14 protein-coding genes and 1 tRNA gene are annotated in these 13670 nt (G+C 68.3%); 7 read left to right on the top strand and 8 right to left on the bottom strand.

The features are described from left to right. Nucleotides 1–23 precede the first annotated feature (23 nt). The 5 genes from ACH0AE_RS08855 to ACH0AE_RS08835 form a co-directional block, all read right to left on the bottom strand. Nucleotides 24–1208 carry a molybdopterin molybdotransferase MoeA gene (locus ACH0AE_RS08855; protein WP_294442501.1) on the bottom strand — a complete coding sequence of 395 codons (1185 nt, stop codon included), beginning with the start codon at nt 1206–1208 and terminating at the stop codon, nt 24–26. Between the two features lie 86 nt (nt 1209–1294). Further along, the gene (gene moaC, locus ACH0AE_RS08850; RefSeq protein WP_294442500.1) at nt 1295–1762 is read right to left on the bottom strand and encodes a cyclic pyranopterin monophosphate synthase MoaC; all 468 of its coding nucleotides are present in this window, start codon (nt 1760–1762) and stop codon (nt 1295–1297) included. 5 nt (nt 1763–1767) lie between these two features. Beyond that, nucleotides 1768–2547, bottom strand: coding sequence for an indole-3-glycerol phosphate synthase TrpC (trpC, locus tag ACH0AE_RS08845; RefSeq protein WP_294442499.1), 780 nt, complete (start codon nt 2545–2547; stop codon nt 1768–1770). After that, complete coding sequence (gene trpD / locus ACH0AE_RS08840; protein ID WP_294442498.1) at nt 2544–3533, bottom strand: anthranilate phosphoribosyltransferase; 990 nt, start codon at nt 3531–3533, stop codon at nt 2544–2546. Before trpD ends, trpC begins: the two co-directional genes overlap by 4 nt. After that, nucleotides 3530–4120, bottom strand: a complete 591-nt coding sequence (locus ACH0AE_RS08835; protein ID WP_294442497.1) for an aminodeoxychorismate/anthranilate synthase component II — start codon at nt 4118–4120, stop codon at nt 3530–3532. The genes trpD and ACH0AE_RS08835 overlap by 4 nt, the downstream gene beginning before the upstream one ends. A gap of 142 nt (nt 4121–4262) precedes the next feature. Here ACH0AE_RS08835 and ACH0AE_RS08830 point away from each other — a divergent pair, with 142 nt between their 5' ends. Then, a complete protein-coding gene (locus tag ACH0AE_RS08830) occupies nt 4263–4778 on the top strand; it encodes a hypothetical protein (RefSeq protein WP_294442496.1) in 516 nt (171 codons plus the stop codon). Between the two features lie 49 nt (nt 4779–4827). Here ACH0AE_RS08830 and ACH0AE_RS08825 read toward each other — a convergent pair whose 3' ends face one another. Beyond that, nucleotides 4828–5937: an alpha/beta fold hydrolase gene (locus ACH0AE_RS08825; RefSeq protein ID WP_294442495.1), complete on the bottom strand. Its 1110-nt coding sequence runs from the start codon at nt 5935–5937 to the stop codon at nt 4828–4830. A gap of 177 nt (nt 5938–6114) precedes the next feature. Between ACH0AE_RS08825 and ACH0AE_RS08820 the strand changes: the two genes are divergently transcribed. Next, nucleotides 6115–6651: a DUF2141 domain-containing protein gene (locus ACH0AE_RS08820; protein ID WP_294442493.1), complete on the top strand. Its 537-nt coding sequence runs from the start codon at nt 6115–6117 to the stop codon at nt 6649–6651. Nucleotides 6652–6673: 22 nt separating this feature from the next. Here ACH0AE_RS08820 and ACH0AE_RS08815 read toward each other — a convergent pair whose 3' ends face one another. Beyond that, nucleotides 6674–7177: a hypothetical protein gene (locus tag ACH0AE_RS08815; protein WP_294442492.1), complete on the bottom strand. Its 504-nt coding sequence runs from the start codon at nt 7175–7177 to the stop codon at nt 6674–6676. A gap of 82 nt (nt 7178–7259) precedes the next feature. Here ACH0AE_RS08815 and ACH0AE_RS08810 point away from each other — a divergent pair. Continuing rightward, nucleotides 7260–7336: transfer RNA gene (locus ACH0AE_RS08810), tRNA-Arg, on the top strand. Between the two features lie 167 nt (nt 7337–7503). After that, entirely contained in the window at nt 7504–7956 is a 453-nt protein-coding gene (locus tag ACH0AE_RS08805) for a MaoC family dehydratase (protein ID WP_294442491.1), read from the top strand. A gap of 10 nt (nt 7957–7966) precedes the next feature. On the opposite strand, the gene ACH0AE_RS08800 is transcribed toward ACH0AE_RS08805, so the two are convergent. Beyond that, a complete protein-coding gene (locus ACH0AE_RS08800; RefSeq protein WP_294442490.1) occupies nt 7967–8257 on the bottom strand; it encodes a hypothetical protein in 291 nt (96 codons plus the stop codon). Between the two features lie 406 nt (nt 8258–8663). Between ACH0AE_RS08800 and ACH0AE_RS08795 the strand changes: the two genes are divergently transcribed. From ACH0AE_RS08795 to ACH0AE_RS08785, 3 genes are all read left to right on the top strand, one after another. After that, nucleotides 8664–9065, top strand: a complete 402-nt coding sequence (locus tag ACH0AE_RS08795; protein ID WP_294442489.1) for a hypothetical protein — start codon at nt 8664–8666, stop codon at nt 9063–9065. After that, nucleotides 9062–10324 (top strand): efflux RND transporter periplasmic adaptor subunit, encoded by a 1263-nt coding sequence (locus ACH0AE_RS08790; RefSeq protein WP_294442488.1) that lies wholly within the window; start codon nt 9062–9064, stop codon nt 10322–10324. The genes ACH0AE_RS08795 and ACH0AE_RS08790 overlap by 4 nt, the downstream gene beginning before the upstream one ends. Nucleotides 10325–10478: 154 nt before the next feature. Beyond that, complete coding sequence (locus ACH0AE_RS08785; RefSeq protein WP_406875658.1) at nt 10479–13664, top strand: efflux RND transporter permease subunit; 3186 nt, start codon at nt 10479–10481, stop codon at nt 13662–13664. Nucleotides 13665–13670 lie beyond the last annotated feature (6 nt).

Raw genomic sequence — 13670 nt, 5'->3', positions numbered from 1 at the left:
TTTATGGAACGTTCCTCAATGCGTCAAGCGATCATCAGGATTTCTGCCGAGTCGCCGCGTTCCCGCGCCGGATCGTGCGGTGGGCGGACGATCAGGCAGCCGGCCCGGGCAAGCGTGAGCAGCATGGAACTGTCCTGGATGGCGGCGACGAATGCCTCGCCATCGACCAGCGCGGCGCGCATGTAATCGGTGCGCGGGCCGTTCGGCGGCAGCGCTTCGCCAAGCGTGGCGCGGGTGGTGAGCGGCAGCGGCTGCGCGGCGCCCGCGAGGCGCGCGATCAGCGGCTTCACGAACAGTAGCGCGGTGACGAAGGCGGAGACCGGATTGCCCGGCAGGCCAAGTACCGCCATGGCGCCGCGGCGGCCGGCCATCAGCGGCTTGCCGGGGCGAAGCGCTACGCGCCAGAAGTCGATGCTGGCCCCAGCTGCGATCAGGGCCGGGCGCACCAGATCGTGATCGCCGACCGAGGCACCGCCGGTGGTGACGAGCAGGTCCGCGTCGACGGAGGCGAAGGCGTCGGTGAGCACGTCCAGTCGATCGGGGAGAATGCCGAGGTCGATAATGTCCGCCGGCAGATCGGCGAGCAAAGCGCGGATCAGCAGGCGATTGGATTCGGGAAGGGCATCGGCGCGGGCAGCAGTGCCGGGATCGACCAGCTCGTCGCCCGTCGCGGCAATGGCCACCCGCACGCGGCGATGCACCGCGACGTCACCGACACCGCCGGTCGCAGCGACGGCGAGGCGCGCAGGGACGAGGCGTTCGCCCGCCGCCGCCAAGGTGTCGCCTTGCGTGAAATCGAGGCCGCGACGGCGGACGTTGCCGCCGAGCTTAAGCGGCCCTTCGCCATCGAGCATCAGCTGGTCGCCGTCCCGCGCTGCCTCTTCCTGCACCATGACCGTGTCGGCGCCGTCCGGCAGTGCCGCACCGGTGAAGATGCGCACCGCTTCGCCCACCGCCACCTTGCCCTCGAACGGGCGGCCGGCGGCACTTTCACCGATCACGCGCCACGGGCCCGGGAGATCGGCGAAGCGCAGTGCATAGCCATCCATCGCGGACAGATCGCGTGCGGGCTGGGTGCGCTGCGCCACCAGCGGGGCCGCAGCCCAGCGGCCGATTGCCCGGGTGATCGGCAGCGTCTCGATCGAGACGGGGGTGACGCTGGCGAGCAGACGCGCTTGCGCTTCGGCCACGGGAAGCAATTCGCTCATGGTGCGGGAGTGGCAGATTACGGGAGGCGGCGACAGGGTGTTCGTTGCCCGCTGGGCGCTAAGGCCGAGCCGGGGGCGAGGCGGGATCAGGCGGTGAAGTCGCCCGACTTCCCGCCCGTCTTGCGCAGCAGCCGGATGCCCTCGATCGTCATCCGCTTATCGAGCGCCTTCGCCATGTCGTAGACGGTGAGGAGCGCCGTGGAGACGGCTGTGAGCGCCTCCATCTCCACGCCGGTGCGCCCGGCCGTGGCCACGGTTGCGGTGGCGACGACCCCCTCCGGCTGGACGGTGAGATCGATCGAGACCTTGGTGAGCGGCAGCGGATGGCAGAGCGGGATCAACTCGCTGGTGCGCTTCGCGGCCATGATGCCGGCCACGCGGGCAACGGCAAGCACGTCGCCCTTGGCCACGGCACCGTCGGCGATCGCCTGTGCTGCCTCGGCCGACATGATGATGCGACCCTCGGCCACCGCCTCACGCACGGTCTCGCTCTTGCCGCCGACATCGACCATCCGCGCGGCGCCGGCGTCATCGAGATGGGTGAGGCCGCTCATCGCCGTTAGCCGACCAGCGCGCGGGTGGCGGCGGCGACATCGTCCTGCCGCATCAGCGACTCGCCGATCAGGAAGCAGCGCACACCATGCTCCGCCATCGCATCGAGATCGGCGCGGGTGTTGAGGCCGCTTTCGGCGACGAAGGTGCAGCCTGCCGGCGCCTGACCGACGAGTTCATAGGTGCGTTCGAAGCTGACCGAGAAATCGCGCAGGTTTCGGTTGTTGACGCCGATCAGCCGCGACTTGAGGCTGAGCGCGCGTTCGAGCTCGTCTGCGTCATGCACTTCGACCAGCACGTCCATGCCGCGTTCGAACGCGGCGGCCTCGATCTCGGCCGCGGCGACATCGTCGAGCGCGGACATGATGATGAGGATCGCGTCGGCGCCGATCGCATGAGCCTCGGCCACCTGCCACGGATCGACCAGGAAATCCTTGCGGATCACCGGCAGGTCACACGCTGCGCGCGCGGCGATCAGATAATCCTCATGCCCCTGGAAATATTGGTGATCGGTGAGGATCGAGAGGCAGGTGGCACCACCGGCGGCATATGCGCGGGCGTGCGCGGGCGGATCGAAATCGGCGCGGATCAGACCCTTGGAGGGGCTCGCCTTCTTGATCTCAGCAATGAGGCCGTAGGTCGCCGGCGTGTTGTCCAGCGCTGCCTTGAAGCCGCGGGGCGCGCTCTGCGCGGCGGCGAGGGCGTCGAGATCGGTGATCGAGCGCTGCGCACGGCGGGCGGCGACTTCCTCGTGCTTGGTGGCGAGGATCCGGTCCAGAATGGTCATGCCCAGGCGATCCAGCGATCGAGCAGGTCACGTGCGGCGCCGCTGTCGATCGCCTCGGCTGCGCGGGAAGCGCCGCTTTCCATCGGCTCGCCGACCAGCGCGAGCGCGGTGGCGGCGTTGAGCAGCACGGCATCGCGATAGGCGCCATGCTCGCCGTTCAGCAGGCGGCGCAGGGCGAGTGCGTTATGCTCAGGGTCGCCGCCCCGGATTGCCTCGATCGGGTGGCGCGGCACGCCGGCGTCCTCGGGCACGATCCGGTGCCCAACCGCGACATCGCCGATCGCGACGGCCACCGTCGGGCCGGCGCCCGAGACTTCGTCCAGCCCCTCTTCGCCCGAGACGACCAGCGCGGCCTCGGTGCCGAGCTGCTCCAGCGCCTCCGCATAGACCGGGGCGTAATCCGGACGGGCGATGCCGATCAGCTGGCGCGTGACGTGCGCCGGGTTGGCGAGCGGGCCCATCAGGTTGAAGATGGTGCGCTTGCCCAGCCGCTGGCGGATCGGGGTGATCCGCTTCATCGCCGGGTGGTGATTGGCGGCGAACAGGAAGCAGATGCCGAGTTCGTTCAGCGTCTCCTCAGCGAGCGCGCCGGCGCGCTCCATGTCGAGGCCGAGCGCCTCCAGCGTATCCGCCGCGCCGGCCTTGGACGAGGCGGCGCGATTGCCGTGCTTGGCGACCGGCACGCCGCAAGCCGCGACGACCAGGCTGACCGCGGTGGAGACGTTGAGGGTGTGGTGGCCGTCGCCGCCGGTGCCGCACACGTCGATGGCGCCGACGGGAGCGCTGATCGGGATCAGCCGCTCACGCAGCGCGCGGGCCGCCTCGGCGATCTCGATCGAGGTTTCGCCGCGATCGGACAGATCGAGCAGGAAGCGGGCGATGGCGTCCTCGCTGGCGTGGCCGTCGAGGATATCGGCGAAGGCCTGTGCGGCCGTCTCGCGCGACAAGGGCGATGCCGGATCAGGCAGGAGCGTGATGGTCGTCATGCCGCGGCCCTCGTCGTCGGCCGCGCGCCGGTTAACGCGAGGAAGTTCGCCAGGAGGTCGTGGCCGTGCTCGGTCGCGATGCTTTCGGGATGAAACTGGACGCCGTGGATCGGCAGCTCGCGGTGGCGCAGCCCCATCACCGATCCGTCCGCGGCATGGGCATTGGGGACGAGCACGTCGGGCACGCCCTCCACCACCAGCGAATGATAGCGCGTCGCGGTGAAGGGCGAGGGGATGCCGGCAAAGACGCCGGTCGAATCATGCTCGATCGCGCTGGTCTTGCCGTGCATCAGCCCGCCGCGCACGACCCGGCCGCCGAAATGCTGGCCGATCGCCTGATGGCCAAGGCACACGCCGAGCAGCGGGCGGCGGCTTTCCGCGCACGCCGCGACGAGATCGAGACTGACGCCCGCCTCGTTCGGGGTGCAGGGGCCGGGCGACACCAGGAAGCCGGTGGCGTTGGAGGCGAGCGCTTCTGCGGCCGTCAGCGCGTCGTTGCGTTCGACCCGCACCTCGGCCCCCAGTTCCATCAGGTAATGGACCAGGTTCCAGGTGAAGCTGTCGTAATTGTCGATGACCAGGATCATGTCGCCGCCAGCCATAGCCGAACCGCGCGGTGCCGCAACGCTTGTTGCGGCGCGGCGGAATCGCGTAGGCGATGACATATCGTTCAGCCGGGATAAAAGCCGGTGTGGCGATCGTTGTGTGATTGCCAGGAGGTTGCCGCCGATGTTCCGCTCGCTCACGTCCCTCACCACTGCCGCTGCACTGGCGCTGCTACCGCAAGTCGCGGCGGCGCAGGATCCGGCAGGCAATCAGGCGCGGGCGCCGGTCGATTCCGCGTCCGCCGAGCAGCCGCAGGCGCAGTCCGGCCAGCCGCCGCAGCGCATCCGGCAGGTGACGCTGCAGGGTAATGAGGCGTGCCCGACGGCGGCCGCGGACGAGATCGTGGTGTGCAGCCGGATCAATCCGAACGAGGCGTATCGCGTGCCCAAGGAACTGCGCCAGCCTCCCGAAGTGCCGGCGCAAAACCAGAGCTGGATCAACCGAGCGGCGGCGGCGGACCGTGTCGGGCGGGTGGCCGGCGGGCTACCCAACACCTGCTCGCCGATCGGCACGGGCGGGCAGACCGGGTGCAGCATCGCGGCAGGCCAGGCCTGGGCGGCGGAGCGGCGCCAGGCGCAGCGCGAGGCGGCGCAGGCCGCGCCCTCGACCGCGGCGCAGGAAGACGATCAGGACAATTGAGCCTGATCGGCTGATGCCGGGGCCGCGCGGCGTGCCCCGGCGCGCGCGCCTAGTTGGTGGCGAGGAGCTTCGTCAGGTCGACCTTCCAGAACTTGGCCCAGGTGTGGGTGCCGTGGCCCTTCGTCTCGGGCGTGGCCTGGATCAGGCGGAAAGTGGCGCGCGGCATGCGCTCCGCCGCGGGCTCGGCGATGCCGTAGCCTGACGGGTTGATGAAATCGTCGCTCGAGTTGATCCACAGGACCGGCACGGTGATCTTTTCCAGTGCGGGCGAGGGATCGTAATTCCGCGACGCATCGAGTTGATAGATATAGTCGTTGGCGTCGCGACCGGCGGAATTGCGGGCGAAGGCCTGCGCGAGGAACGCCTCGGCGGCGTCGCGGGTCGCATATTGCTGCTGCAGCGCAAGCGGATTGCTGCCCGCGATGATCGACAGGCTGGCGGCGGTGCGCAGGCCCTGTTCGGGTTGGGCGGTATAATTGCCGCCGTTCCACGCTGGATCGGCCTGAATCGCGTCGATCGACAGCTTGCGCCACATGCGGTTGAGGCCGGCGATGGGGACGGGGAGGCAGGCGAAGGGGGCGAGCCGCTCGGCAAAGCCTGGGTATGTCTCGCCCCAGACGAAGGCGTGCATGCAGCCCATCGAAGTGCCGAGGATCACGTTCAGCTTCGTGACGCCGATCTTCTCCAGCATCGCCTTTTGCGCGGCGACCATGTCGTCATAATCGTACTTGGGGAACGCCATTCGCTTCCCGTCGGACGGCTTCGAGGATTGGCCGTGGCCGATATTGTCGGGGAGGATGACGAAGGTCTTGCTGATGTCGAACGGCTGGCCGGGGCCGTAAAGCTCGTCGGCGAATTGCGGCTGGAGGAACTGCTTGCCCGTGCCGCCGGTGCCGTGGAGCACCATCACGGCATTGTCGATCCGCCCGTCGGCCCCGCGATGCGGCGTGCCGAGCGTCGTATAATGCATCCGCACGTCCATCACCTCGCCGGTCTTGAAGCGGAAGGCGGGGAGGGTGACGTCGCCTTCCTTCGTCGGCCACTTGGTCGCGGCGGGCGCCGGGCTCGCCGGGGTTGCGACCGGCTGGGTCGTCTGGGCGGTGGCGGAAGCGGCAAGCGTCAAGGCGGTGCCGGCGGCGATCAGGGGCAGGAGGCGCATTGCACCTGCGTAATGAACTTCTGCCGGGGTTTGAAGCGGATGCGGCGGAGAAACGCACCAGAATCGCTGGCGAGGGGAGCCCTTCGGCCGCCATCTTGATACGCTTTGGGACGAATCCTGCCCGGTTCGCCGGCAATTTGCCTCGATTGTGCCATCTGCCATCGCCACATGGGGCTTATGAAGAAATCGGCTTTCCTCGCGTTGTTCGTGGCTTCGGCGGCGCTTGCCGCCCCGCCAGCGGCGGCGGTGCAGGGCGGCGGGCCCGTGCTCGGCCCGCACGCCGCCCGCTGCACATCCGGCAATGGGCCGGCGATCCTGGTCAACATCGTGGGGCTGAAGAATCGCGCGGGCACGGTGCGCGTGCGCACCTTTGGTGGCCCGTCAAAAACCTGGTTCGACAAGAAGAGCTGGCTCACCCGCGTCGAATTGCCGACCCCGCCGAGCGGACCGGTGCGTATCTGCCTGCCGGTGTCCGCGCCCGGCACGTATGCGGTCGACATGCGCCACGACATCAACGGCAATGGCGATACGGATCGATCGGACGGCGGCGGCGCCTCGGGCGATCCGAAGGTGACGCTGCTCGATTTCGTGTTCGGCCGGAAGCCTTCGCCCAAGACGACCGCGATCAACGTCGGGCCGGGCGTGACGGAGATCACCATCACCGCCATGTATCTGAGCGGCGGCGCGCTGCGGCCGATCAAGCCCGGCGCCTGATCGGCCGGGCGATGACCCTGCCTCAGGCGGGGGCGAGGCCCTGCTGCAACTGCGTGATCCGATCGAGCTGGGCAACGACGGCGGCGCGCGCGCGCTCGACCGCCGCGTCGAGCGCGGGATAGTCGGTCTCAAGCGCGAGCGCGCGTTCCGCCGCGATATCCTGAAGCTCCCCGGAAATGTCCTGCGTCGAGGAACGCGCGGCATCGAGCTCGGCCAGCGCGACCTGCGCGTCGAGCCAGCGATCGCTGCCCGCCGGCGCACCGGCGGCCGCAGTGATCGGCCGCGCGGCACGCGTTGCAGCTTCGTCAAAGGCAGCGATGCGCTGATCCAGCGTCTGCAGGGCGGTAGCGATTCGCGCATCGAGCGCTGGATCAGGCGCGACCGGAGCTTCCGGCGCCGGTGCCGGCTCCTCCAGGCTCTGCGATTCCGCCGGACGAGGCAGCAGCGACGGGTATCCTTCCGTGCTGGAGCAGGCCGCCAGCATGAGAGCGAGCAGCGGCGGAGCGAGCATGGAGCGGTGCAACATGAAAAATCGTCTACGAAGCGAAAAAGTCCTGCGCAACGCTCTTGCGCAATCAGAAAGTCCCTTCTATCAGCGCCACTCCCAAGCGCCCGTAGCTCAGCTGGATAGAGCATCAGACTACGAATCTGAGGGTCGGACGTTCGAATCGTTCCGGGCGCGCCAAGGTTTCAAACTTAGCCCCGAGCTGCCGGAAGGTGGCTTGGGGCTAAGTCATTTCCGGGCCGTGTGCCTTTGCCTTGGGGACCATATCACAGGCCATCGGCAGGCACCCGCGATCGTCACGGATTCGCGGTGCGGCGGACGATGGCTGGCCGTGAAAGAGGAAGATCGTGCGACCGTCGCTTTACCTGAACGACCTTGAGATCGGCCAATGCTGGTCGGGCGGCCCGATCACCATGGGCGAGGCGGACATCATCCGCTTCGCCGAGGAGTTCGATCCCCAGCCGATGCATGTCGACAAGGAAGCCGCAGCCGCGGGCCGGTTCGGTGGGCTGATCGCGAGCGGCTGGCATGTCGCATCGCGCGTGATGCGCGACTTCGTCGACAAGGCGCCGTTCGGCGACACGCCGATGCTGGGGTTGAAGGTCGACGATCTGCAGTGGCGCCATCCGGTGCGGCCGGGAGACGTGCTGTCGATCACGCGCGAGGTGGTCGATATCTCGGCCTCGCGCAGCAAGCCCGATCGCGGCGTGCTGACGATGCGGATGACGGTGACGAATCAGGAAGGTGCGATCGTCATGACCTTCCTGAACCTCATCCAGATGCCAGTCAGCGCCAGCTGAGGCCGGAGCGTCAGAACAGGCCGACGGCGCCTTGCGCCCAGAGCAGCAGGGTGCCGGCGACTGCCAAGGCGATGACGGTGGCGCGCAGGGATGAGCGGGCGGTGATGCGCAGCGCCGCCTCGATTGCCAGGCCAAGCCCGCCAAGCAGCACGGCGGCGGCGGCGAAATCGAAGGGCGTCCAGCGCACTTCGGGCGTCAGCTGCATCGCGACCAGCGGCAGGACGAGGAGGGCGGCAAGCGTTCCCCAGAGAGCGATCCGCCACGAGGCGGGGGCATTGAAGCGTCGCGACGTCACGATCATCGGGCGATCCTCCTGACGGCCCGCATCATACCATTGCCGTGAGAGGGAAGAAACACGCCACGTCGGGGGAGAAAAGGTGCAAATCGCACCTGTGCGAGCCCTCTTGCGGTAAAAAATACCGTCTGGTACAAAAAGCTGTTGACGCGGTGCAGCGGGATTTCTATACCAGTCGGTATCGAAAGGATGTCACCGTGGCATCCAAGCGAAAGGCCGCTTCCATGGCTGATTGTCTGACCGGATTGGCCGGCGCGCGTTAGTAGGCGCCTGCTTCTCCCACTCACTCTTTATCACTTTCCGGATCAGCGGATCGTCGACCCTCCAGTCGGCGCGATCGCGGTCCCCTGTGCGCCCGTCGGCCGATCGCATCGGCCGGGCGCCGGCGCACGCCTATTCAAGGGGAATTCTCATGGCGTTCATGGCTTTCGACCGTCACGGATCAGTTGCCAATAGCGGCAAGACGGCCGTCGCCGCGCCGCATTCGGGCGCCGACCGGGCGAACCGGCTTACCGCCCTCGAATGGTCCGTCGTGGCGCTTGCCCGGCGCGACCGGCCATCGTCGCTGCGCGAACCCTCGCGCCTGTCGGTGGCGCTCGGCAGCCTGTTCGGCCGCGAACAGAACCCGCGCCTCGCCGATCCGCGCCTGGAGGCGCTGCGGCGCGTCGCGGTGCTCGCCTGGCATCGCGGCGCCAAGGCGCTGAACGATGCGGAGGTGGAGGCCTTCACTGCCGCTGGCTTCACCACCGGCCAATATCGCACCCTGCTCGCCAGCATCGGTGCCGCAAGCCTGAACAAGGGCCGATACGCATGAACATGCACAGCAAGATCAACACCGAACATCTGACGCCGGCGCGCGAGCGTGAACGGCCGCGCTGGCGGCTTGGCGCGATGGTCGCGGCCCCCGTGCTGGTGGCGGCGATCGCCGGCGCCGCGCTCAATCGCGAGGCGCCGGTGCAGGCCGCGCCGCCGCCACCGACCGTGACGGTCGCGAGTCCGCTCGTCCGCCCGATCAACGAATGGGACAGCTATGTCGGCCGGTTCGAGGCCAGCAAGTCGGTGGAGGTGCGCCCGCGTGTTTCCGGCGCGATCACCGCGGTCCACTTCACCGACGGCGCAATCGTGCGGAAAGGGCAATTGCTCTTCACGCTCGATCAGCGGCCGTTCACCGCCGCGCTGGCCGAGGCGCGCGCCGGGCTGATCAGCGCGCGCAGCGACGTTGAACTGGCGCGCGCCAACCTCGATCGCGCGCAGCGGCTGGTGGCGGACGAGGCGGTATCGAAGAGCGACATCGACCAGCTGACCGCCCGCCTGCGCGCCGCCAATGCGGCGCTGGCCGGTGCCGAGGCGCGTGTGCGTGCCCGGGCGCTGGAGGTCGAATTCACGCAGGTGCGCGCACCGATCAGTGGCCGGGTGTCGGACCGGAAGATCGATCCGGGCAACCTCGTGGCGGGCGGGGATACCAACGGCACGCTGCTGACCACGATCAACGCGCTCGACCCGATCTACTTCACCTTTGACGGTTCCGAGGCGTTGTTCCTCAAGACCAAGCGCGCGCAGGCCGCCGGCACGCCGCCCTCGGACGTGGAGATCAAGCTGCAGGACGAAGGCGATTTCCGCTGGTCCGGGCGGCTCGACTTCACCGACAATGGGCTCGATCCGCGATCGGGCACGATCCGCGGACGCGCCGTGCTGAACAACCCGGACTTCTTCCTGACGCCGGGCATGTTCGGCAACATGCGGCTGGCGAGCGGCGGGGCGGCCAAGGCGCTGCTGGTGCCGGACGCCGCGGTGCAGACCGACCAGGCGCGCAAGACGCTGCTGACGGTGGGGCGTGACGGCACGGTCGCCGCAAAGGCGGTGCAGCTCGGGCCGGTGGTGGATGGCCTGCGCGTCGTGCGCAGCGGCATCGCCGCCACTGATCGCGTCGTCATCAGCGGCACGCAGATGGCGATGCCGGGCACCAAGGTTCAGGTGCGCGCCGGCCGGATCGCACCGACGCGCGAGGCGGCGTCCGCCGGCAGCATCGGCGCAAATGCACTGGCCGGCCAGGCGACGTTCGCGGCGCGGTAGAGCCGAACCCGACCGTTCGTATCGAGCAACGTCGAGACACCCGGCGTGCCGCATGAGGCACGTCCCTCGGCGATGCTCGGGACGAACGGACCAATGATCTAGCTCGGCCCCCCAAGGGCCGATCCCTTCCATCCTCGTTTCCGGGGAGCCTGCCATGCGCCTGTCGCGCTTCTTCATCACCCGCCCGATCTTCGCGGGCGTCATCGCGGTGATCATCACCATCATCGGCGCGATCGCTTATTGGCAACTGCCAGTCGCGCAATATCCCGACATCGTCCCGCCCACCGTGACGGTGACGGCGACCTATCCCGGCGCCTCGGCGGAGACCGTCGCGGAGACGGTCGCCGCACCGATCGAGCAGGAAATCAACGGCGTCGACAACATGCTGTACCAGTCGAGCCAGTCGACGGGCGACGGCGTCGTGACCATCACCGTCACCTTCAAGATCGGCACCGACCTCGATGCGGCGCAGGTGCTGGTGCAGAACCGCGTCGCGGTCGCCGTGCCGCGGCTGCCGGAGGAGGTGCAGCGGCTGGGCGTCGTCACCCGCAAGACCTCGCCCGACTTCCTGATGGTGGTGAACCTCATCTCCCCCGACGGATCGCTCGATCGCGGGTACATCTCCAATTACGCGCTGACGCAGGTGCGGGACCGGCTGGCGCGGATCGACGGCGTCGGGGACGTGCGCCTGTTCGGCAGCCGCGATTACGCCATGCGGGTGTGGATCGATCCTGGCCGTGCCGCTGCCCTGAACCTCACTGCCGGCGACATCGTCTCGGCGCTGCGCGCGCAGAACGTGCAGGTCGCCGCCGGCACGCTCGGCCAGCCGCCTTACGCACAGGGCAATGCCTTCCAGCTCAGCGTCGAGACGCAAGGGCGGCTCGTCGATCCGGCGCAATTCGCCGACGTGATCGTGCGCACCGATGCCGATGGCCATCAGGTGCGCGTGCGCGATGTCGCCCGGGTGGAGCTTGGCGCGCAGGACTATAATTCGAACACCTATCTCTCGGGCCAGCCCACCGTCATCGCGGCGGTGTTCCAGCGCCCGGGCACCAACGCACTCGCCGCCGCCGAGAAGGTGACCGCCGAGATGGAGGCGATGGCCAAGTCCTTCCCCAAGGGGCTGGAATATCGCGTGATCTACAACCCGACCGAATTCATCGCGCAATCGGTGGACGCGGTGATCGATACCTTGTTCGAGGCGATGATCCTCGTCGTCCTCGTCATCCTGGTGTTCCTCCAGAAATGGCGCGCGGCGATCATCCCGATCGTGGCGATTCCGGTGTCGCTGGTCGGCACGTTCGCGGTGCTGGCGGCGTTCGGCTATTCGCTCAACACGCTGTCGCTGTTCGGCCTGGTGCTGGCGATCGGCATCGTCGTCGATGACGCGATCGTCGTGGTGGAGAATGTCGAGCGCAACCTTGCCAATGGCCTGACGCCTTTGGAGGCGGCGCGCACGTCGATGGATGAAGTGTCCGGCGCGCTGGTCGCGATCGTGCTGGTCCTGTGCGCGGTGTTCGTGCCGACGCTGTTCCTGACCGGCATGTCGGGCGCCTTCTACCAGCAGTTCGCCGTCACCATTGCGACCGCGACGATCATCTCGCTGATCGTGTCGCTGACGCTCTCGCCCGCGCTCGCGGCGATCCTGCTCAAGGGGCATGAGGCGGAAGGGCACGGCAACCGCGTAACGCGCGCGCTCGCCCGCGCCGGCGACTGGTTCAACCGCGGGTTCGAACGGATGAGCGATCGCTACGCGCGGCTCACCGACCGGCTGGTGCGCCGGCCCAAGCGGATGATGCTGACCTATGCCGGTCTCATCGCCGCCACCGGCGCGGTGTTCTGGGCGACGCCGACCGGCTTCATCCCGGCGCAGGACCAGGGCTATTTCCTCACCGTCGTTCAGTTGCCCGCCGGCGCCTCGGTCGAACGCACCGACGCGGTGGTGCAGAAGGTGGCGAAGCGCATCCTGCCGCTCGCCGGCGTTAAGGGCGTCGTCATGCTCGCGGGCTTCGACGGCCCGTCGCAGACGCTCGCGCCCAACACGGCCGCGGCCTACGTGCCCTTGAAGTCCTTCGAGGAGCGTGCCGAGCTAGGCGTCACCTTCGCCGGGCTGATGGACGAGGCGCGCAAGGCGACCGCGGATATCGACGAGGCGCGGATCCTCGTCATCCCCCCGCCGCTCATCCAGGGCATCGGTTCGGCCGGCGGCTATCGCATGATCGTGCAGGACCGTGAGGGCGCGGGCTATCAGAAGCTGGGCGAGGAAACGCAGAAGCTGATCGCCAAGGCGAACGAGACGCAAGGGCTGGCGCAGGTCTTCACCTTCTTCGACACCGCCACGCCGCGCATCTTTGCCGATATCGATCGCGCCAAGGCCGACATGCTGGGCGTGCCGCCGGAACGCGTGTTCGAGGCGCTTCAGGTCTATCTCGGCAGTGCTTTCGTCAACGACTTCAACCTGCTCGGCCGCACCTATCGCGTGACGGCACAGGCCGACGCACCGTTCCGCTCGACCCCGGCGGATATCGCCAATCTCAAGACGCGCTCGGACGCCGGCAGCATGGTGCCGATCGGATCGGTGGCCAATTTCGAGGACAAGACGGGGCCGTATCGCGTCACGCGCTACAACCTCTTCCCGGCGGTCGAAGTGGATGGCGACACCGCGCCCGGCTATTCCTCCGGCGCGTCGCTGGTGGCGATGGAGAAGCTCGCCGCCGAGACGCTGCCCAAGGGCTATGGCAGCGAATGGACCGGCATCGCCTTCCAGGAAAAGGCGGCGGGCAGCACGGCGGGGATCGTCTTCGCGCTGGCGGTGGTGTTCGTCTTCCTGGTGCTGGCGGCGCAATATGAGAGCCTGTTCCTGCCGCTGTCGATCATCCTGATCGTGCCGATGTGCCTGCTGGCGGCGATGATCGGCGTGAACCTGCGCGGCATGGACAATAACGTGCTGACGCAGATCGGGCTGGTGGTGCTGATCGCGCTTGCCGCAAAGAACGCGATCCTGGTGGTCGAGTTCGCCAAGCAGGCGGAGGAGCAGGAAGGCCTGTCGCCGATCGAGGCGGCGGTGCGCGCGGCGCAGGACCGGCTTCGCCCGATCCTGATGACGAGCTTCGCCTTCATCCTGGGCGCGGTGCCGCTGCTGATCGCCACTGGCGCCGGGGCGGAGCTTCGCCAGGCGCTGGGCACGGCGGTGTTCTTCGGGATGATCGGCGTCACCGGCTTCGGCCTGATCTTCACCCCCACCTTCTACGTCGTCTGCCGCGGGCTGGCGGAGCGGATCGGGCGCGGCCGTCGCCGCCCCGCCGCCGATACCGACCCCGCGCTGCAGCCGGCCGAATGAGGAGCG

The organism is Sphingomonas sp. 179-A 2A2 NHS (genome assembly GCF_045371305.1).
Lineage (GTDB): Bacteria > Pseudomonadota > Alphaproteobacteria > Sphingomonadales > Sphingomonadaceae > Sphingomonas.
Note: the sequence above shows the minus strand (reverse complement) of the source record. Positions and strands in the feature narration are given on the sequence as shown.